The organism is Arthrobacter oryzae (assembly GCF_037911235.1).
Classification (GTDB): domain Bacteria; phylum Actinomycetota; class Actinomycetes; order Actinomycetales; family Micrococcaceae; genus Arthrobacter; species Arthrobacter oryzae_E.
The window spans coordinates 14,598-35,306 of record NZ_JBBLYW010000006.1 but is presented as its reverse complement, the minus strand read 5'-3'; the positions used below and the strand labels follow the sequence as shown (position 1 = coordinate 35,306).

Annotated in this window: 17 protein-coding genes and 1 pseudogene; 10 read left to right on the top strand and 8 right to left on the bottom strand. The window is 64.1% G+C overall.

Annotated elements, in window-relative coordinates; all coding sequences use genetic code 11:
- Positions 1 to 30 precede the first annotated feature (30 nt).
- Entirely contained in the window at positions 31 to 855 is an 825-nt protein-coding gene (locus WMN78_RS02250) for a PRC and DUF2382 domain-containing protein (RefSeq protein ID WP_340531776.1), read from the bottom strand.
- Between the two features lie 432 nt (positions 856 to 1,287).
- On the opposite strand from WMN78_RS02250, the gene WMN78_RS02245 reads away from it, so the two are divergent.
- From WMN78_RS02245 to WMN78_RS02235, 3 genes and pseudogenes are all read left to right on the top strand, one after another.
- The gene (locus WMN78_RS02245) at positions 1,288 to 2,172 is read left to right on the top strand and encodes an aminoglycoside phosphotransferase family protein (protein WP_340531775.1); all 885 of its coding nucleotides are present in this window, start codon (positions 1,288 to 1,290) and stop codon (positions 2,170 to 2,172) included.
- A 59-nt stretch (positions 2,173 to 2,231) separates the two neighbouring features.
- Positions 2,232 to 3,708: pseudogene (locus WMN78_RS02240) on the top strand (DUF222 domain-containing protein).
- A gap of 105 nt (positions 3,709 to 3,813) precedes the next feature.
- The gene (locus tag WMN78_RS02235; RefSeq protein ID WP_340531774.1) at positions 3,814 to 4,590 is read left to right on the top strand and encodes a hypothetical protein; all 777 of its coding nucleotides are present in this window, start codon (positions 3,814 to 3,816) and stop codon (positions 4,588 to 4,590) included.
- Positions 4,591 to 5,048: 458 nt separating this feature from the next.
- On the opposite strand, the gene WMN78_RS02230 is transcribed toward WMN78_RS02235, so the two are convergent.
- Together WMN78_RS02230 and WMN78_RS02225 are read right to left on the bottom strand one after the other, a co-directional pair.
- Positions 5,049 to 5,360 (bottom strand): putative quinol monooxygenase, encoded by a 312-nt coding sequence (locus tag WMN78_RS02230; protein WP_340531773.1) that lies wholly within the window; start codon positions 5,358 to 5,360, stop codon positions 5,049 to 5,051.
- Between the two features lie 121 nt (positions 5,361 to 5,481).
- Positions 5,482 to 6,471 (bottom strand): sugar-binding transcriptional regulator, encoded by a 990-nt coding sequence (locus WMN78_RS02225; protein ID WP_340531771.1) that lies wholly within the window; start codon positions 6,469 to 6,471, stop codon positions 5,482 to 5,484.
- A 315-nt stretch (positions 6,472 to 6,786) separates the two neighbouring features.
- On the opposite strand from WMN78_RS02225, the gene WMN78_RS02220 reads away from it, so the two are divergent.
- From WMN78_RS02220 to WMN78_RS02195, 6 genes are all read left to right on the top strand, one after another.
- The gene (locus WMN78_RS02220) at positions 6,787 to 7,749 is read left to right on the top strand and encodes a sugar phosphate isomerase/epimerase family protein (protein WP_340531770.1); all 963 of its coding nucleotides are present in this window, start codon (positions 6,787 to 6,789) and stop codon (positions 7,747 to 7,749) included.
- On the top strand, positions 7,750 to 8,691 hold the full coding sequence (locus tag WMN78_RS02215) for a PfkB family carbohydrate kinase (protein ID WP_340531769.1): 942 nt from the start codon (positions 7,750 to 7,752) through the stop codon (positions 8,689 to 8,691).
- Positions 8,692 to 8,826: 135 nt separating this feature from the next.
- Entirely contained in the window at positions 8,827 to 9,885 is a 1,059-nt protein-coding gene (locus tag WMN78_RS02210) for a substrate-binding domain-containing protein (protein WP_305942385.1), read from the top strand.
- Between the two features lie 19 nt (positions 9,886 to 9,904).
- The gene (locus WMN78_RS02205; RefSeq protein WP_340531768.1) at positions 9,905 to 11,410 is read left to right on the top strand and encodes a sugar ABC transporter ATP-binding protein; all 1,506 of its coding nucleotides are present in this window, start codon (positions 9,905 to 9,907) and stop codon (positions 11,408 to 11,410) included.
- On the top strand, positions 11,407 to 12,483 hold the full coding sequence (locus tag WMN78_RS02200) for an ABC transporter permease (protein WP_340531767.1): 1,077 nt from the start codon (positions 11,407 to 11,409) through the stop codon (positions 12,481 to 12,483). Before WMN78_RS02205 ends, WMN78_RS02200 begins: the two co-directional genes overlap by 4 nt.
- A 126-nt stretch (positions 12,484 to 12,609) precedes the next feature.
- On the top strand, positions 12,610 to 13,503 hold the full coding sequence (locus tag WMN78_RS02195; RefSeq protein WP_340531766.1) for an amidohydrolase family protein: 894 nt from the start codon (positions 12,610 to 12,612) through the stop codon (positions 13,501 to 13,503).
- 59 nt (positions 13,504 to 13,562) lie between these two features.
- Here the strand turns inward: WMN78_RS02195 and WMN78_RS02190 are convergent, their stop codons facing one another.
- The 5 genes from WMN78_RS02190 to WMN78_RS02170 are packed head-to-tail and all read right to left on the bottom strand — an operon-like array spanning position 13,563 to position 19,240.
- Entirely contained in the window at positions 13,563 to 14,750 is a 1,188-nt protein-coding gene (locus WMN78_RS02190; protein WP_340531765.1) for an ABC transporter ATP-binding protein, read from the bottom strand.
- A 2-nt stretch (positions 14,751 to 14,752) separates the two neighbouring features.
- A complete protein-coding gene (locus WMN78_RS02185) occupies positions 14,753 to 15,646 on the bottom strand; it encodes a carbohydrate ABC transporter permease (protein WP_340531764.1) in 894 nt (297 codons plus the stop codon).
- A 5-nt stretch (positions 15,647 to 15,651) separates the two neighbouring features.
- On the bottom strand, positions 15,652 to 16,599 hold the full coding sequence (locus tag WMN78_RS02180) for a carbohydrate ABC transporter permease (protein WP_305942379.1): 948 nt from the start codon (positions 16,597 to 16,599) through the stop codon (positions 15,652 to 15,654).
- A 26-nt stretch (positions 16,600 to 16,625) separates the two neighbouring features.
- Positions 16,626 to 17,891: an ABC transporter substrate-binding protein gene (locus WMN78_RS02175; protein ID WP_340531763.1), complete on the bottom strand. Its 1,266-nt coding sequence runs from the start codon at positions 17,889 to 17,891 to the stop codon at positions 16,626 to 16,628.
- Complete coding sequence (locus WMN78_RS02170; RefSeq protein WP_340531762.1) at positions 17,888 to 19,240, bottom strand: NAD(P)H-dependent oxidoreductase; 1,353 nt, start codon at positions 19,238 to 19,240, stop codon at positions 17,888 to 17,890. The genes WMN78_RS02175 and WMN78_RS02170 overlap by 4 nt, the downstream gene beginning before the upstream one ends.
- Positions 19,241 to 19,517: 277 nt before the next feature.
- Between WMN78_RS02170 and WMN78_RS02165 the strand changes: the two genes are divergently transcribed.
- Positions 19,518 to 20,546, top strand: coding sequence for a substrate-binding domain-containing protein (locus tag WMN78_RS02165; RefSeq protein ID WP_340531761.1), 1,029 nt, complete (start codon positions 19,518 to 19,520; stop codon positions 20,544 to 20,546).
- Positions 20,547 to 20,709: the final 163 nt, after the last annotated feature.

The following is a 20,709-nucleotide window of genomic DNA, read 5'->3' as shown; positions in this document are numbered from 1 at the left end:
CTGGCACTCTTCCTCAGTTCTTAGCGGCTCTTAGCGGCGGTCGTCGCGCAGGCCCTCAGTTTCGATGCGCTCTTTACGCACCTCTTCATCAACGGTCACCTCGTCCGTCACTGTGTCCTTGTTCAGCCTTACCCGCTCCACCGGAACGGTTTCCTTCTCGACAACGGGCCGTTCCTCGTGGAGCACCACCTCGTGCTCCTCTTCGCTGATGTCGGGTCCGCTCATGGCGGCACCGGCGTTAGCATCCGTGATCGGTTCGCGTTCGATCCGCACCTCTTCACGCTGCACCGGAACGGTCTGTGTGACGTTCTCGGTGGTCACGTACTTACGCAGCCGGGCCCTGCCAGTGGCCTGCTGCTCGGTGCCGACGTTCAGCCGTTCCTCGGAGCGGGTCATAGCGTCGTCCGTGGTGGGACCTGAAGTGTCACGGCCCACCGTTCCCGTGGTGTCCGCGTCTTCACGGAATCCGGTGCCGGCTCGGCCTTCATTACTGCGGAAGTCCGAGGTTCGGCCGGCTTCTGTGCCGCGGACCCCTCCTCCGTTGACCCGGTAGTGGCGGTAGAGGCGGTCCTCTTCCGAAGGCTCGAGGTGCCCGTCCGTGTCCACCCTGGGGGCGTCCTTCACCTGGTCCTTGCCGAAGGGGACAACGATGTTGTCCCCTTCCACGCGGGCCCCTTCGAGGGGGACGAACGATTCGGACGTGCCGAAAAGGCCCGTCTTGACCGTAACCCACGTGGGCTGGCCGCTGTCGTCGTCGGTGTAAACCTGGCCGATGGATCCGATCTTGTCCCCCTCAGTGGAGAGGACTTTTCCATCGCGGGTCAGCAGGTCGTCGATATGTTCCTTGGCGAGCATGGTGTCTCCTTGGAGTATTTCGGTAAAACGGGGATGGCAACGCCACTCTTCAGGACATTGCACCGCACTACGATAAGCACGCTTAGTAATGGTTTGGCAAGCATGCTTACTAAATTTTTCTGGGAGTGGACGCGGACGAGAAACCCGCTCTTGCGCAGTGGATAGCAAGTGTGCTTACTATCGCAGTTGGTAACCGTGCCGCTACGGACCACCACCACCGTGTCCGGAGATTTGGCGGGCCCTTGTCGCAGCGTTCTGGCAGGCCGTAGGTCCGGGCGTATATTCAAACGCAAGCGGACGACGGCGGGACGACCCGCCGTCGTCCGCTCTGCATGATGCCACAAGCCCGACCGTGACGTCCTTCCCTAACAAGGGAAAAGGGATTGCATGGCAGGACAAGTAAATCGCGGAACAAGAAGGGCGGATCTCTGAATGGCGGGAATGCCACCAGCCACGGTGGAAGTGAGTGATACCGTCGTCCAGCGCCTCGTCCTGGACCAACGGCCCGACCTCGGCCACCGTCCTTTAGCGCGGGTTGCCAATGGCTGGGACAACGCGACCTTCCGGCTCGGCGATGACCTGGCCGTCCGGCTGCCGCGCCGGGCGGAGGCCGTTCCGCTGATCCTGCATGAGCGGCGCTACCTTCCGGACATAGCCCGCCGTTCCCCGGTTGCGGTTCCATTCCCGGTCCATGCCGGCCGGCCGACGTCGGACTTTCCGTGGCCGTGGAGCATCGTGCGGTGGGTCCCCGGAGCCGCCGCGGCCGACGTCGGCCCGGCAGGCCGCGGTCCGGCCGCTGAAGGCCTGGCCGATTTCCTCCTGGCGCTCCACGTGCCCGCCGAAACCGGCGTCCCGGTGAATCCTTTCCGCGGTGTGCCGCTGACGGACCGTGACGCTGCGGTGGTGGAACGGCTCGGGGACCGCGAACGCTACCCGCAGGCAGTCGCACTGAGAGCCGTCTGGGCGCAGGCCTGTGCCGCGAAGGCCTGGGATGGTCCGGCGATGATGCTCCACGGGGACCTCCACCCGGGCAATATCCTGCTGCAGGACGACGGTTCGCTGGCCGGCGTCATCGATTTCGGCGACGTCGGGGCAGGGGACCCGGCTGTCGATTTAGCCGTGGGGTGGCTGATGTTCGACGCCGGCGCGCGCCGGCGCTTCAGGGGCGCCTTTGGCCCCGCAGTGGACGGGGACACATGGATGAGGGCCCGGGGCTGGGCCCTCATCCTGTCCACGGCCATGCTGAGCAACTCGGACGACAACCCGCGGATGTTCGCCGTGGGTGAGTTTGGCATCAGGCAGATCCTGGAAAGCTGACTTTTGCCAGCAACCCTGAAGCGGCGTTTTTTGTCGGTGCCTGTTGACATGCTGTGGGTATGGACGGCAGGGCAGTTGCGGAGACGTTGGAGGCCATGGAGGCCTCCTTTGCTGCGCTGGCTGCTGTGGTTGGTCGCGGGGCCGGGGATGGTGCTTTGGCTGGTGCTGACCCCCTTCGGGATGAAGCGGACGCGTGCCTGGACGGTCTGGCCGCGGCGGGCCGGATGGAAGCCATGCTGGCCGGGCTGAAGGTGCATTTTGCGGCGGGATATGCCCGCGCTGCCGCCGCCTTGGCGGCCCCGGCCGTTTCCCCGCAGGAATGCACCGCCCGGGAAATGGCGGTGACGGCAGAGGTCGCCTGCGTTCTGACGGTGAGTGAGAGATCGGCGGCGGCATTCCTGGCGGAATCGGCCGCGCTGACCACGTCCCTGCCGTTGACGCTGTCTGCGCTGGGGTCAGGGAGTATTTCGTGGCAGCACGCGCGCGTGATGTGTGATGAGACCGCCAACCTGGACAGGGGTGGCGCTGCTGCCTTGGAGGCTCATTTCCTGGACCCGATGCTCCGTTTGCTGCGCGTGGCTGCCCGGCGGGGGAGCTGGTGCCGGGCAGGTTCCGTGCCAAGGCGCGCAGCTGGCGTGAGCGGCACCATCCTGTAAGCATCGAGGCGCGCCACCGCAAGGGCGTGGAGGACCGGCGGCTGGAGTATGTGCCGGACCGGGACGGCATGGCCTGGCTCTCGGCCTACGTGGCTGCGGATGTGGCAGCGGGTGTGTGGTCACGTGCCACCGAAGCGGCGCGTGCCCTGCAGGGGCCGGCGGAATCCCGGACCCTGACCCAGCTTCGTGCGGACGTCGCTGCTGACTGGCTGCTGGCGGGGGTGGTGGAAGGTATCCCGTCACCCAGGGCGCAGGTCTTGGTGACCGTTCCGGTGTTATCGCTCCTGGGTGCAGGCGAGGAACCGGCCACGCTGGACGGGTACGGCCCCGTTCCGCCGAGCATGGCCCGCCGGCTTGTCGCGGATGGCGCGGAGTCGTTCCTGCGGGTGCTGACCGATCCGCGGACCGGAGCGCCGCTGGAGATCGGACGCGAGAGCTACCGGGTTCCGAGGGCGATGCGTCAATGGCTGCGGCTTCGGGACGGCCGGTGCCCTTTCCCCGGCTGCAACAACCATTCCTTGGACAATGAAGCGGATCATCTGCTGGCCTGGTCCGAGGGAGGCGCACCGGCATCACCAACCTGGCCCAGCCATGCCGGAGGCACCACCGGCTCAAACACACCACAGCATGGGGGCCGGTCGGTGCGACCCGGGACCAGCCGCCGGGCTGGATCTCACCGGCGGGACGCTCCTATCCGAGCGAACAACCGGACTGGGAACCGCCACACTGGCCGGACCAACCCGCCAACGCGGGCGACGACCAAGACCGGGAACCGCCTGACTGGCTGAACGTATTTGCCAGTGCCGCCGGTCTCGACGAGACCGGGCCGCCATTACCGGTGGATCCCCTGCCTGACTGGGCGCTCTTCATCGCGGCGTAGGACCGGCGCTCTACTGTCCTGCACGGTCCGGCCCGCACCGGACCTTATACTCAAGAGTCCAATCCGGACGGCCTAAGTGGGGGAGACGTGGACGACGGAACTATTGTGCCTGCACAGGAAACGCAGGGCTTACCGCCGGTGTACCTGGAAGTGCCGCACCACTCCGGATTGCAGGGCGCTGCGGCATCCAAACTCCTGAACACCGGGCTCACTGCGACCGAAGCCCTCGTCGTCTCGGAACCAGCGCCTGTCCAGTACGCCACCAGATCACAGCGACGCACCCGGGATATCTTGGGTGTCACGTGGATCCTGGCGTGCATGGCCGCAGGCGTGATGCTTGGCATCTACAGCGATGCGGCAGAGGGACCCAATCCGGCGGAAGCGGACTGGGCGCTTGTGGTGTTGGGAATCATCGCGCCCTTCGCCGTCGTCTTCAGCTTCTACCCGCATTGGCAGGAAAGGCGGCACAAAAAACTGCACAGGGCGTGGCTTGCCCGATTCATCGCATCATGGCCGCTGCGCGAAAAGCTGGCGAGCGTGGAGAGCATCCCCGACGTGTGGCAGCGCATCACGGTGGGCACCATGGCTGACACGCTTGCGGCTGATCGTGAGGCCATACTGCTGCAGGGCGGCGGCGCCTCCGGGGAAGTTCCTGCCCGGCTGCTCATTGACGCCCTTAGCGCAGTGGGCACCTATGCCCGGGCCGCTGCCCTGGATCCGGAATTGCAGTTGGCGGCCCAGCAGTCTGTTGACCGGTTTAGCGAGCTGGCCGGACGACGGCGGGACCACCCCCCGCTTTCAGTCCCACCGTCAGTGCCTGGTGAACAGCTGCGGCGGCGCCGCAACGGACCCTCCAACGACGTCGGCAGCCTGCCGGAATAGAGGCCGACCTCGGATAAATGGACATTCCCCAGATCAAACGCAAGAGGACGACGGCGGGATGTGCCGCCGTCGTCCTGCCGCGGTTGCCTCGTTCGGGGCGCGGAACGGCTCCTATTCCGACGCGTGGCAGAAGCAGTGAAGCCGATCGCATTGTGCGTCGTAGGGTCCTACAAACGTGTAATCAGCAGGGGGATCGGCATCCTCGGAACGTATTGCAGCCGCTTCCTGGACATTTCCGGAACGTGATTTCACGGCTCATTCCCCAATTTAGGCTCAATGGTCGTCCCAGATCCGAGCCAAAAATGTTTCCCTTGACGGGACGTTGGAGCCAGCCTACGACCCGCACGTTTCCGCTGCCGATCCATGCCGTTTCGCCTGTGTTACAGGGCAGCCCTTAACGCAAACGGACGACGGCGGGAAGTCCCGCCGTCGTCCGTGTGTCACTGACCGTTTACTACTTAGAGTGCTCCCTGGTGGGAAGTTCCGGCGGGGATCGGCACCAGCCGGGTGACGTCCACCGGCTTTGCCAGCAGCCCGTCGAGTGAGGCGTTGAGGCGCTTGACGGCGTCGCCGGAGCCGTGGGCATCGAGCAGGTCCACGCTTTCCCATTTTTCGATCATCATGATCTGGCCGGTGGGCGATTCATGGATGGCGTACAGCAGGCAGCCGGGTTCTTCGTGCACCTCTGCAATGGCGGGTGAGAGTGCGGCGACCACCTGGTCGTAGGCACCCTCTTTGGGTGTGAATTCTGCGGTGACAATGATGGTCATCGGTGACCTGCTCTTTCTCTGGACTCTGCTTGGCGGGGGAATAGCGGCAGTGGTACAAAAGTGTAACCGATACCACTTTTGCGGACAACGTCGCCCTCGCCATGCCGCGCGTTATTCGGGGCTAGAGCTGCGGCGGTTCCAGGAGTTGCCTCGCCACGTCTGCATCCGTGATCAGGACATTGATCCACCCGCCGGCGACGGCGCCGCGGATGGCGTCAAGTTTGCGCATTCCACCTGCGACGCCGATGCGACGGGGTACTTGCATCATGGCCTCGGCCTCAATGGAGATCATTCTTTCCTCGATGGCGGGTTTCATGGGCTGGCCGTTGATGTCGAAGAAGCGCAAACAGATCTCTCCTACGGCGCCGGCCCGGGAAAGTTCCCCTTCTTCTGCACGGCTCAAGGCGTTTCCGCTTGCCTGCCACAGCGGGGAGGCAGGGAATGTCCCGATCCCCACCAGCAAAGTGGTCAGGCGCTCCCAGGCGGCCATGGATGCCGCCACCGCTGGATCCCCAAGGAACGCTTCGCGGATCTGTGGGTTGGCTACGAGACCGGGGCACCCCATGTAGTAGGGCTTGGCCGACGTCAGTTCTGCTAGGTGGGCCACCAGGCGGGTGGCCTGTATCTGGGCCTGGGGGCTGCCGACGCCCCCAATGAGCTGGATCACTTCGTTGGCGATTTTCCGGGGGCGTGAGCGCATGGCTTCGACGGTGTGCAGGAGGGTGGTGCTCCACGACGAGATGCCCACATAGTCGTCAGCGTCAATTGTCGTTTCGAGGTACGTAGCAGCCGACGATCCCAGGCGCATCCCCAGCGAGGCGCCGTCCATGACGTCCACAACCACAACTTCACGAAGTTGGTACTTCTCCTCGAGAGCCTTCTCAAGTCCGACATAAATCCCCGACGGCTGGACGATCGATGTCCGCACGATTCCGAGCTCCACGGCGTTCTTGAGATAGCGCGAAACCCTTGCCTGGGAGAGGTTCAGTCGCTGGGAGATTTCCCCCTGCGACAGGCCTTCCTCGTGGTACAGCACGGCGATCTTGGTGAACAGCCGAAGCTGCTCAGTGCTGACCGACAAGGTCGACGACGGTCCTGTGAGCTGCGTCATATTTCGTCACTTTCGTCGTGGTCTTGAATATATATGCAGACCTGAATCTTCTCCCGGAGAGCCTGGACGGTAGCGTCCCGTGCCGTCTCCGGGGAGTCGGGAACGGGCCCCTCCCAAACGGTAGCCGCAAGCCCCTCTGAATCAATATTCAGTACTGAAGATTCTTGCAGTCGGATTCATTATTCCCTACATCCCGGGACCAAACGCCTCATAGACTTCCAACACCAGCCAAACTTCAGAGCCGAAGTTCCTTCAGGAATTTCGATCGCCGTCCATGCGGACCAGAGTGGCCTTCACGATCGAAAGCGAACTGCAATGACAGCAATCAAGTACTCCACCCGTCTCAATTCCTTTGCCTTGGGCAAGGGTAAGAAATACCCCAGTGGCGAAGATTCGGTGATCGACCTGATCTCCATCGCCGGCAGCGTTAGGGGCCTCACCTCGCTCGAACTGAACTTTCCGGAGCACTTCGGCGAGCACTCAGTCGAGGAAATAAAGGCAGCCCTGGCAAAAGCCGACCTGGACGTCCGCGGCATCCAGCTCCGGTGGCCGGCGCCCCAGTTCGCCAATGGAGGATTCACAAACCCTGATCCCGCGCTCCGGGAAGCGGCCGTCGGAATGGTCAAGGAAGCCATCAGCCTCTGCCGGGAATTCGGCTCCGACCACGTCCTCCTCTGGCCCGCCCACGACGGGTACGAATACCCGCTGCAAATGGACTACATGAAGTCCTGGAACTGGATGGTCGAAAGCCTGCAGGCCGTCGCCGACGTCGACCAGGACATTCGCATCTCCATCGAGTACAAGCCGGCCGAGCCGCGCGGACGCACCATTCTTAACACCACTGGTGCCGTCATGAACCTCATCAAGGACTGTGACCGCCCGAACCTCGGCGTAACTCTTGACTTCGGCCACCTGCTGATGGCCCGCGAGAATCCGTCCCAGTCCGCGGCCATGTGCTTGCGGGAGCAAAAACTGTTCGGGCTGCAGCTCAACGACTCCCACGGCGTGGCAGACGACGGCCTCGTGGTAGCGTCGATCCACTTCGCGGAAACACTTGAACTTGTGTACTACCTGCTCCGCGAGGGATACCAGGGAACGTACTATTTCGACACCGATCCGGTACGCGAGAACCCTGTCGCCGAATGCGAAATGAACATCGAGAGGATGGGGACGATCATCGACAAGGCCCGCGAACTTGTCCGGGACTACCCGGACCTCCCCAACGGAGACGCACTGCACTCCTCGTCCGTCCTGTGGTCGAAAGCCGTGGGTGTCTAGGTGAGGCCAACCGGTATCTGCGTCGTCGGCTCGCTGAACGTGGACCTTATCGCCTACCTCGGCGCCGAAGTGAGCGCGGCGAGCTACGTGACCGGGCAAAACTTCGAAATGGCTGCGGGTGGCAAAAGCCTGAATGCGGCGATGAGCATCGCCTCATTGGACCCGACGGTGACACTCGTGGGACGTGTCGGCTCTGACCACCTTGGAGACTTCATCACCGGAGCCCTCCGCGAACGCGGAATCACCACCGAGGGCATCATTCGCGACGACCTGGCCCATACCGGCGTGGGGCATGTAAGGGTCAATCCTGAGGGCGAATACGATACTGTCGTTGTCCCGGGAGCCAACGGTAATTTCTCGCCGGCTGACGTCGATGCGTACCTCGAGGACCATGAACCGCCTGCGTTTGTAGTCCTGAACCTGGAGGTGCCCCTTCCCGCCGTCAGACGTGCGGCCACCCGATTTCGTGAGCTCGGTTCAACCGTGGTGTTGAACCTCTCGCCGGTGCACGCAGAGGCGAAGGACCTCCTTGGCCTCGCCGACGTCGTAGTTATGAACCTCAGCGAGGCCTGTCATGTGCTGAACGTCCCGCAAAGCACCGACGTACCGCTGCTCCTTAAGGCACTGCGAGAGGCCGGCGCCAAAACTCCCGTTCTGACACTCGGCGAAGGCGGGGTGGCGGCGCTGAGCGGGAACGATCTTGTGCAGGCGGCGGTCGAACCGATCCGTGTGGTGAACTCAGTCGGCGCCGGAGACAGCTTCCTGGGAGCGATGGTCCTGGCGATGGCCAACGAACACCCCTTCCCCGTATGCCTCAGGGCGGCCAACGAGGCGGGCCGGCTTGTTTGCGGACGCTCCGAATCCTTCCTCACGCCGGCTGACGTACTGCACATCGAGAACGTCTTGGGTGTTTCCCTCGCCAGAGCCTCAGCTGGCCGCTAGGTCTCCAGCCACTACCCGTCAAACCAAGTACAAGGCAAGAACCGTTGTGGTGCCCAAAAGCAACCGGTACCGCAACCGAATTCAGCAAGAGTGCCGCCTATTGCGGGCCTTCCAAAGATGAAAGGAACCATCACAATGACAAGAATTCCTCGCGCAGCTACACAGCTTTTCGCCGCTACGGCCGCAGTCGCGTTGCTCGCCGCTTGCAGTGCCACCCCTGAAGGGCCCACCGGCCAGTCATCCCAGTCCGGTGACCTGGTGAGCCTGGTTGACGCCTCTGCCAAGACACCGATCGAGGACGTGAAGGCCAGCCTGGGCGCACCTGCAGCGTCGGCCGACACCAAGCTTTGCTACATCACCCGGACGCTGTCCAACGAGTTCTGGGGCTTTGAACGGGACGGATTTGAGGCCGAGGCGAAGAAGCTCGGCGTCAAGTACCAGACGTTCGATGTGACCGATGAGTCCTCCATTACCGAGCAGCTGGACAAGGCCAAGAGTGCCGCGAACCAGGGCTGCAGCGCACTGCTTGCATCACCTATTTCAGCGACAGGGCTGGACACGGTCTTCACCGATGCCCTGGCCAAGAAGATGCCGGTGGTCATCCTCAACGACGCCAAGGGCAACGTCCCGGGGAGCGTTTACGTCGGGCCCGATGCCTTGACGATCGGCGAGACGGCTGCTGACTACATCGCAGCCAAGCTCCCCGAAGGCGGCAAGGTGGCCATGATTGAGGGCGACCCGGGGTCGTCCAACGCCTTGAACCGGGGGGAGGGCTTCAAAAAGGGCCTGGCCAAGCACTCCAACCTGCAACTGGTCGCCTCCCAGACTGCGAAGTGGGATCAGACCAGGGCTCAGGAAATTGCAACTGCCATGCTGACAGCCAACCCCGACATCAAGGCGTTCTATTCCCAGAATGACGGCATGGCGTTCGGCGTCGCGGCTGCGATCGCCGCGAAGAATCTCACCGGGAAGGTTGTGCTGGTCGGAACTGACGGCATTCCCCAGGCGAAGAAGGAAATCGAAGCAGGCAACATGACCGCCACGGTCAGCGAGCAGCCCGTCACCGAAGGTGCCAGCGGCGTGGATGCTGCGCTTTGGCTGTTGGCCGGCAAGAAGGTTCCGGGCTGGGTGGACGTTCCCGCTTTCATCATCGATTCAAAGAACGTCGGGGAATACCCGACCGGAATGCCGTAAGGCAGAAACGGTATCCATCATGGTTGCACCGCTGCTGGAACTGCAGAATATCGCGAAGTCATTTCCCGGAGTCCGCGCTCTGAATGATGTCAGCTTCACGTTGGAACGCGGAGAAATATGCACATTGGCCGGGGAGAACGGGGCGGGCAAAAGTACCCTGCTTGCCATTCTCGGCGGCTCCCTCGTTCCGGACCACGGAGCCGTAATTATCGAGGGCGTCCAACGGCAGCACTTCTCACCCCGCCAGGCATTGGCTGACGGGGTGAGAATCGCCCACCAGGAACCGGCCATCGTTCCGCAGTTGTCCGTGGAGCAGAATCTCGTGCTGGGGCGCACGTCGCGGCAACGCCGGGAGGCGGGCAAAGACATCGAACAGGCGCTGGCCGACGTCGCCCAGATGGGCTTCCCGCTCAACGCCAAAGCTTCCGTACGCGGACTGAGCCCCGCCCAGCGCCACGCCCTCACCATTGCCCGGGCACTGGCGTTCGGCGCGAAAATCGTGGCCCTCGACGAACCCACAACAAGCATGCTGGAACACAATGTCGAGGGCGTGCTGAACCGGGTTCGGGAAATTGCGCACACCCGCGGGGTCGGCATCATCTACGTATCCCACAAGATGCCCGAGGTCATGAGCGTTTCCGACAAGGTAGTGGTTTTGCGCGACGGGACCGTCAATTACACGAAGCCCATCGCGCAGACGTCGGAACAGGACATAGTCCGGAACATGGTCGGCCGTGAGCTGCTCTCGTTCAAGCGGCAGCACCCGGTACGGCAAGACGCACCGGTCCTGTTTTCTGCTTCGGAGGTCAGCCACCCCACGGGTGGGGGACCGCTCTCCTTGGATGTCCGGGCAGGCGAAGTCCTGGGCATCGCGGGCCTTGTCGGCTCGGGCCGCACCGAGTTCCTGCGTGCAATCATCAGGGCCGACAAAGGCAGCACCGGCGCGGTGAGCATCGACGGGAAAAAGCGCAGGATCCGCTCGCCGCGGGACAGCAGAAACGCCGGCATTGCGTTCATCCCGGAAGAACGCAAGCACCAGGGGCTGGTCCTGCAGGTCCCCGCGTACTTCAACATCTCCCTCACCGCGGACCGGCAGTTCAACGGCTTCGGCCCGATCATCAGCCTGCGGAAGCAGATTGCAGCCGCCGAAGAGGCCGCGGCACGTATGTCACTCAGGCCCGCCAACGTCCGCCTCAACGCCCGCCAGTTCTCCGGCGGCAATCAACAAAAGATCGTTATCGCCAAGTGGACGTGGCGCAACACGAAAGTATTCCTCTTCGACGAGCCCACCAAGGGCGTGGACGTCGGCGGCAAGGTCGAAATCTATGAACTCATCGACGCCCTGGCCAAGGCCGGAAGCGCAGTGATCGTGGTTTCCTCCGACCTGCCGGAAATCATCTCCCTCAGCGACCGGGTCAAAGTGATGCGGCAGGGTCAGTTCGTTTCCGAGCACACCGGCGACGACATCAATGAACACAGCCTCGTGGCCAACGCCATGGGCATCGCAGAAAGAACAACGACATGAGCCAGCCCACGCTGCCCAAGAACGACCCGGGCCAAGACAGCCAGAGGACCCCCGTAAACCGGCGGCCCGAACCTTCCGTCGCCAAGCTGCCACGCCAGCGGCCGACACTGAACCTGCAGGCACTCGGCATCTACATTGCCGCTGTTGTCATCTTCCTGATCTTCGGAATGCTGAACCCGAACTTCCTCACCTCGGGCAACCTCAGGGACATCGCCGTCTCGGCCAGTGTCAACGCCATCATCGGGCTCGGCATCACATTCGTCATTATCACCGGCGGCATCGACCTCGCAGTCGGCTCAATCGCGAGCTTCGTCGGGATCGTCTCCGCCACGCTCATGGTCAACGCCGGGACCTCACCCTTCCTCGCGCTATGCGCAGGCATTGCCCTCGGCCTGGTCTGCGGCGCCATCAACGGTCTGCTGATCACCAAACTCAAGCTGCCCCCGTTCATCGCCACCCTTGGAACGATGAGTATTTACCAGGGCTTCGCATACGTGGTCACCAACGGGCGGCCGGTCTACAACGTCCCCAAGGACTTCGTCTTCATGCTCAACAGCTACGTCGGCGGCATCCCGGTGGCGGTCATCCTCGTTGCGGTTCTCGCCATCCTCTGCTGGCTGCTCCTCCGCCGGACAGTGTTCGGGCAGAATGTCATCGCCACCGGCGGCAGCGAAGAAACGGCCTGGCTCTCCGGCGTCCGTGTCGACAGGGTGAAAATTGCCGTCTACGCCCTCTCCGGCGTCCTCGCAGGAGTGGGCGGGCTGGTCATCGTTGCCCGCATTAACGCGGCCCAGACCGATGCGGGCAGCCCGTACCTGCTGACGGCAATCGCCTCGGCCGTGATCGGCGGAGCCAACCTCATGGGTGGAGAAGGAAGGATCGCCGGCACGTTGGTCGGGGCCCTGATCCTGGGGGCGCTCACGAACGGCCTGGTGCTGCTCAACGTCCCGAGCTTCTACGAACAGATCGTCACCGGGCTCGTCGTCGTCATTGCCGTTGCCCTCGACCAAGGAAGCAAGGGATGGCCGCTGATGAAAAAGAAATCGCCCCCGAAGAAGGAAGCGACGGCCTGACCGAATGCTCGGCGTTCACCGGGCTTACGACTGTTACCTCAGGCAGCGCCGGGAGCGGTGGCAACGGAGACACCGCTGCCGCCGCTTCCGGCGCCCGCGTCGGCCCGGAAACAAATGGAGCTCCCAGTGCTGGATTTTGAGATCATCGACGCCCATCACCACTTGTGCGATTTCTCCCGCTCATATCCCTGGCTCCAGGGCCCGGCAGAACCGTTCCGCTATCACGGGGACGACCGCCCGCTCCGGCGAAACTACCTCATCGAGGACTACCTGGCTGACGCCGGGGATTTCCCACTGGCCGGGGCCGTCCATGTCGAAAACGGTGCCGCCGATTCGCTCTGGGAAGCGGACTGGATCCAGGGCCTCCACGACAGCACCGGCCTGCCCTCCGTCCAAGTGGCCAAAGCGTCCCTCGCCGAGCCGGGAGTGCGGCACCGGCTGGAACGGCTCGCCGCCATTCCATCGGTGCGGGGTGTGCGCGACATCCTCAACTGGCACCCGGATCCCCGGTACACCCATACCTCCCGGCCGGATCTGATCACCGATCCCGGCTGGCTGGAGGGGTTCTCACATCTGTCATCCCTGGGCCTGTCCTTCGACCTCCAGGTCTTCCCCGGCCAGCTCGACCAAGCGGCGGAATTGGCCGCTGCCCATCCGGACACCGTCATCATCCTTGACCATGCCGGGATGCCCATCCACCGCGATCCGGTGTCCCTCCGCAACTGGCGGGCCGGTATGAAAAAGATGGCACAACAACCAAACGTCGTTGCCAAGGTTTCGGCACTAGGAACCAATGACCACTCCTGGACGGCCGCATCAATCCGACCGATCGTCCTGGACACCATCGACCTCTTTGGTCCGCGCCGCACCATGTTCGGAAGTAACTTCCCGGTGGACAGCCTCTACTCGACCTTCACCGCGCTCTACACTGCGTTCGACGAGATAACCGCCGCCATGACCGCTGACGAACGCCGGTACCTCTTTGCCGAGACGGCAAGAAGAACCTACGGAATGAAGTAAGCCCGCCGCGCCGACGGATAGATTCCGTCGGCGCAGCGGGCTTCCTTTGGCGGGCTGGCCTAGCCGGGCAGCAGGGCAGTGGACGTTTCATCGGCGGGCGCGAGATTCACTCCAGTATCGCCGTCGAAGTAGCTGGCCATCCTTGCCTCGGGGGTGACCGTGCAGGGATCTCCCGCCATCAGGCGGGTCTGCCCCGTCTGACGGATCCAGAGGAGATCGTCCTGGTTGAGTTCCCACATCTTCAGTCCAAGTGCAGGGTCGGGCTGGACGCCGATCAGGGTGTCCGCGCCGAGGTCCTCGATTCTCCGGACCGTTCCCGCCAGACCTGGCCCGCCGACGTCGGCCGTTACCGTGAGGTGTTCCGGGCGAAGGCCCAGGGTCACGGAGCCGTTCCGGAGCCGGAGTTGTTCGGGAGCCGGGAGCCGGAGCCCGCCGAGTGCCGGCTGCCCGTCGTTCACGGCCGCGGTCATGAGGTTCATGGGCGGGCTGCCGATGAAGCGGGCAACGTACGTGTTGGCGGGGCGGGCGTAGATTTCCTGCGGGGTGGCGTGCTGCTGCACGACGCCGTTGTGGAGAATGACGATCTGGGTGGCCATGGTCATGGCTTCCACCTGGTCGTGGGTGACGTAGACGAAGGTCTTCCCGGTCAGCCGGTGCAGCCGGACGATTTCGCCGCGGAGTTCCGCGCGGAGCTTGGCGTCGAGGTTGGACAGAGGCTCGTCCAGCAGGAACATCGACGGGTTGCGGATCAACGCGCGTGCCAGGGCCACGCGCTGGCGCTGCCCGCCGGAGAGGCCACCGGGCTTGCGGTTCGCGTACTCGTCCAGCTCCAGCATCGACGAGACACTGGCCACCTGCTTGACGATCTCCTTGGACGAGCCATAAACGCGGCGTGCGATGGCGCTGATGCCCGGGATGTGGTGCCAGCCCTTGAACCTGTCCAGAGCCAGCGGGAAGGCAATGTTTTCGCGGACTGTCAGGTGCGGATACAACGCATAGGACTGGAACACGAAGGCGATGTCGCGCTCGCGCGGACTTTGCCGGTTCACGCGCAGGTTGTCGAAGATGATGTCGCCCGCGCTGGCGTCGGTGAGCCCGGCAATGATGCGGAGCAGGGTCGATTTTCCGGATCCCGACGCGCCGAGCAGTACCAGGAATTCCCCGTTGTCGACCTCGGCACTGAAGTCGTGGATGACCTGGGTGTCCCCGAAGCGCTTGCTGATGTTGCGTAGTGAGAGCTTTGCCATGATCAACCTTTGACTGAGCCGGCCGTGAGGCCCGATACGATGCGACGCTGGACAAGGAGGAAGAAGATCAACGCCGGGAGCGTGAACAGCAGGGCCGCAGCCATGACGGAGTTCAGCGAGGTCAGGTACTGGCCGATGAAGGAGGCCAGGCCCACGGACGCCGGCCAGAGGTCGCGTTCGGCGATGAACGTCTTGGCCAGCAGGAATTCGTTCCACCCGTCGAAGAAGTTGATGACGGCGGCAGCGGCGATGCTGGGAAGAATCAGGGGTGTGAGAACCAGGGACAGGATGGTGACGCGGGGACACCCGTCGACGGCGGCGGCCTCTTCGATTTCATACGGGATCGCATCGATGGCGCCCTTGATGATCCAGACGCTGACGGGCATCGTGAAGGCCACGTTGGCGAGGATCAGGCCGCCCATGCCGTTGAGGAGGCCCAGCGACGCGAAGAGCGCGTAGATCGGGACGACCAGCAGTGCCTCGGGCAGCATCTGGGTGGCGAACAGCAGGAACCCCGCGGCGCCCTTGCCGTGGAACTTGAACCTGGACAGTGCGTAGCCGGCCAGCACCGCGAAGATGAGGGACAGCAGCGTGGTGCCCCCGGCGATCACCACGGAGTTGGTGAGCCACTTGAAGATGGGGACGCTGCCGATCAGGTCGCCGAAGTCCGCGAGCCGTTCCCAGTGGGGCCACCAGCCCTGGGCCTGGCCGTAAAGTTCGGAGTCCTGACTGAGGGCCGTGTTCAGCATCCAGTAGAGCGGGAAGCCTGAGAAGAGGACCAGGGCGGCCAGCATGACGTAGCGGGCGGGCTTGCTGAAATTTCGGTTGCCCGGTGCCTTCAGCCGCCGCTTGTGAGGGGCTGACCGGGTGATTGGAGGTGCTTCTTGGGTGGTCATTTGTTCTAGGCCTCCTTGGCGGCGTTGCGCCGTTCCATCATGAAGTAGACAACCGTGACCAGCAGGGACAGCACCAGGCCCAGGGCGCCGATGGCTGCCGCGCGGCCCAGTTCCTGGTTGCTGAAGGCCTGACGGTAGACGTTGACGACGAGGGTGTTGGTGGTGTCCACCGGGCCGCCGCCGGTCAGGAGATAGATGATCTCGAAACGGCGGATGGACCAGATCGTCATCAGGAGCGTGACTACCCTGACGGTGGGGGCGATGTGCGGCCAGGTGACGGCCTTGAACGTTTCCAGTGCCCCGGCGCCGTCCATGCGGGTGGCCTCGTAGAGTTCGCTCGGGATGGACTGCAGCGAGGCAAGGACCACCAGCATGACGAGGGGCATGACCTTCCAGACGGACGTCAGGACGACGGCGGCCATGCCGAACTTCGGATCGACCAGCCAGCCCTGCTGGCCGACGCCGAGCACTCCGACCACTTCGTTCAGGACGCCGTCGGAGCGGTTGAAGATCCAGCTGAAGATCAGGGCGGTGGCCACCGTGGGGACGGCCCAGGGGAACGTGATGATGGCCCGCACGATGGTGCGTCCCTTGAAGGCCTGGTTCAGGAGCAGGGCTGCTCCCGCGCCGATGGCGACGGCGATGATGACGGTCGCGGCCGTGTACAGGATGGTGGCGCCTAGCGAGTTGTAGAACTGCGGGCTGCTGAGCAGGCGGGAGTAGTTCTCCAGCCCGACGCCGGTTCCGCCGTCGGGCCTGACCAGCGGGGTCTTGGTGAAGCTGAGCTGGATGCCCTGCACCACCGGAATGATCATGAAGATGATCAGGTACACGACGGCGGGGCCGATGTAGATGTACGGGGAGATCCTCTGCCACATGTGATGCCGGGAAGGGGCATCCTGGATGGGAGGCTGCGCCACGGCGGGCGGGGAGATCGAAGTTCGGAGCGACATTGCCCGGATCCTTTGCCTAGGTCTTCTCAGCCAAGCAGCTGAGTTACTTGTGTCTGTGCGGTGGCGAGTGCCTTGGCAGCGTCGCCGCCGTCCACGAGGTAGCGTTCCACCTGCGTCATGACTTCGCGCATGATGGCCTTGGTCTGCGCCTCGTAGCCCTTGATGAGGGGGCTGCGCGACTCCGAAGCCAGGTCGATGAACGCCTTGGCCCACGGATTGGCCGCGGCGTAGTCGGGAGCCAGCGGCACGTCGGTGGCCAGTGTTGACGGGCCCATTGCCGCCCGGAGCGCAGCTTGGCCTTCGTCGGAACCGACCCAGCCGACGAAGTCGACGGCGAGGTTCTTGTTCTTGCCGTACCCGTTGACAGCCAGCACGATCTCCTGGTGGGCCGAGGGGCGGGGAAGCGGAATCCGTTCGGCAAAGCCGATGTCGGCCGACGTCAGGGCCTTGGAGGACCGCAGGATGCCGGCGACGGTGGAGGAGACATCGATCATCATGCCCAGGCGGCCTTCGCGGAACTTGGTACGCATCGTTGACGCGTCGTCGCCAATGGGCATCGCACCTGAGCGGTAGATCTCGCCGAACGCCTCAACGCCGGCGATGTTCTCTGCGGAGTCGATCGTGGGGCGTGAGCCGTCCGACCAGGATCCGCCGTGCCCGTAGGTCCACACATCGAAGTCCATGAACCAGGAATCGAATTCCGTCATCTGATGCCGGACGCCGAAGCCGTCCAGGCCGGTGGCGGAGCGGATCTGGCCAGCGGCGGAAATCAGTTCTGCGACGTTCGTCGGCGGGGTCACGCTGGCCTTCTCCAGGATTTTGCGGTTCCAGAAGAAGTTCCAGTTCAGGCGTTCCCACGTGATCCCGTACTGCACGCCGTTCACCAGGCCGGATTCATTGGTGTGGTTGAACGGCGTGCCCTTGTGCGAGGAAATCACGGAGCTGAGCGGGGCCAGGATGCCGGCGTCGGCCAGCGGGTAGAAATTGACGTCCTGGACCACGAAAACGTCCGGCCCGCCCTTGCCGCCGAGCTCGGTGTTGAGCTTGTCCGCGAAGGAAAGGAACGGCGTGGTGCTCTGCGCCAGGACCGCGGACGGATTCACCTTCTGGTAGGCCTGAATGGCCTTCCACATGGCCTCGCCGCGGCCCGGCTCGAGCCACTGCCAGCTGCCGAACTTCAGGGTGCCCCCTGCCGACGCGGCGCGGTTCGGGTCGATTCCCGGAGTGCTCCCGCAGCCGGCCAGCAGCATGCTCGCCGCGGCGGCTCCGAGGAAAGTGCGACGGTCGATCATGTCGCCGGCACCACGTCGAGTGCCAGGGCCTCCGTCTCGCGCCGCAGCTCGAGGGCCTCTTCCAGGGAGGTATCGATTTCGACGTCGTCCCAGCGGACGATGCCGCCCTCGGGGACATCGTTGACGAGCTTGACGTGGTGGGCCATGGCGACCGGCAGGGCGCCGTCCCGGACCGACTTTTCGGCCGAGATCAGTTTTCCCCAGACCGTGAAGCCGCCCTCGCCGTCGAGGATTTCGCCGGCGCGCAGGTCCTTCTTGGCGCAGGCAACGACGTCGGCGTGGAAGCCTTCCGGAGCTCCGGTGGCGACACCGCGGAGTGCCGCGTTGGCGATGGAGACGTTGAGCTCCAGGCCGACGTAGTGGTACGGGCGGTAGAGGGCGGCGTACTGGCCGGTGGGGTCCGGGTGCCACGGGTACTCCTGGAAGCAGCCGGAGACGTACTTGTTCGTGGCCTTCACCACGACGAAGACGCCCTCCTGGGTGTTGTGGGGGATCCAGTCGCCCTCACGCGTCACGCTGGACATGACATCGACGCTTCCGGCGTTGCTGAGCACGCCGCCGTCTGCCGCGGGACGGCAGATCGTGGCGATCTCTTCGACGTCGCCGGGAGTGAACGTCAGCCCTTCGTCGGACGGACGCAGGCCCGCCGCGTTGGCCACAGCCGCCATTTCGATGGCGGCCTTGGTGCCGTCGCGGAAGGAGGTGTGCATGTAGGGGTTGAGCTGGCCGGAGTCCGTCAGTTCCTTGGAGAATTCCCAGTTCTCCCAGACGTTGTCCGGGTTCATCTGGTGGTAGTGGGACAGGTACTTGGCACCCTTGCCGGCGCAGACGACGTCGAAGCCGGAGGTCCGTGCCCAGTCGACGAGCTCCCAGATCAGCGCGGGCTGGTCCCCGTATGCCAGTGAATACACGACGCCGGCCTCTTTGGCCCGCTTGGCCAGGGCCGGGCCGGCGAGGGCGTCCGCCTCGACGGTCACCATGATGATGTGCTTGCCCGTCTCGATGGCGCGGAGCGCGTGGTTGATGCCCACGATCGGGTTGCCGGTGGCCTCGACGATGACGTCCAGGTCAGCGTCGAACAGGACGGACGCATCGGTCACGACGGTGGTGGCCCGGGTGGCAAGCGCCGCCTCGATGTCTTCTACGAAGGCTTCCTCGGGCCACTCCACCAGCTTCAGTGCGCCCTTGGCGCGTTCGGCGTTGATGTCCGCGATGGCCACCACATGGATGCCGGGGATGTTGCGGGCCTGTGCCAGGTACATGGTGCCGAACCGTCCGGCGCCGATCAGTCCCACGCGGATCGGGGCGCCTTCGGCCTCGCGTTGGGTCAGAAGTTTGTGCAGGTTCATAACTACCTTTCAATGGGTGCGGCTCCATCCCGTGTGGATGGCCGGCAGAAAGCATCGGGTCCGCCGCAGCGTTGCGGTGAAGTGACGCTCAGGTGGCTGGCTGGGGTGTGCTGCCTCAATCCCGGGCGGTGCTGCGGTAGACAATCGGCTCCGAAGTAAACATAATGGAACCGGTTCCACTTTTATGTCATACCTGCTCGACGAGGTCAATACCCTAGTCTGAAAAAGTTCCCGCCGGAGGTTCCGGGGAGCCGCAGTAGCCGATGGAGGAGTACACGTGCAAAAGCAGCCGACCATACGCGATGTTGCCGCGGCTGCGGGGGTGTCCGTCGCCGTCGTCTCCCGCGTCCTCAATCCGGGGTCCGGTCCCGTGGCAGCGGCGACCCGGGGGCGCGTCAGCGACGTGATGGAAACCCTCGGGTACCATCCCCGCACAGCAGCCAGGGAGCTGAAGCACGGGCCGCCCACCACGCTGGGGCTGCTCCTGGCCGATGTCTCCAATCCCTTCTTTGCCCGGCTGGCGGACCAGGTTGTGCAGGAGGCGCACTCCCGCGGAATCCAGGTGCTCCTGATGACCACGCAGGAGGACGACCAGCTGGAGTCGGAGCGCCTCTCCACCCTCATTGAGCGGCGCGTCAGCGGGATTATCGCCACTCCCACGGGGAACAACCTTGAGATCTGGAAAAAGCTCCAGGACATGGGGACCGATGTGGTCTTTGTTGACCGCTCCATCCCGTCGCTGCCGGCCGTGGACGTCGTGACCATCAACAACATCGAGTCGGCAAGGTCCGCCACGGCCCTGCTGGCTGCGCACGGACACCGCCGGATCGCGATCATCTCGGGTCCTGCGGCATCAACCACCGGCCGGGACCGGATCGCGGGATATCGCGAAGCTTTGGAAGCAGCCGGACTGGAGCAGGATGACCACCTGATCCGCTCCGCGGCCTTCCGGGGTGCCGCCGGCGGGGATGCCATGACGGCGTTGCTCAACCTGGAGGATCCGCCCACCGCGCTGGTGGTGGCCAATACCGCCCAGGTGACGGCGGTGCTCCGGCGCCTGGCGCACGCCGGGGTTTCGATTCCGGATGAATTGTCGGTCATTGTGTTCGAGGATTCGCCGTGGACCGAGCTGATGACCCCGCCCCTGACGATTGTCCGGCAGCCCATCGACCTGCTGGCCCGGCACTCCGTGCAACTTGCCCTGTCCAATGCCAGCGGGAAGTCCTCCGGAAAACCGACCGTGATCCATGTCGACGCCGAGCTCATCGAACGGTCCAGCGTGGCGCGGCCAAAGCCGCGCACCTAGATTTCCTACCGCCGCACTCCGGCGGCTGGTGCGGGAGTGCGGACGAACAATGATTTACACCCGGCCAGCCGCTGTGGTACAAAAAGTGTACCGGTTCCACTTCGGTTCCACTGATGCGGCGGACTGCCTTCCCATGGCCGTCCGCGCACTGCCTCGCAGCCGG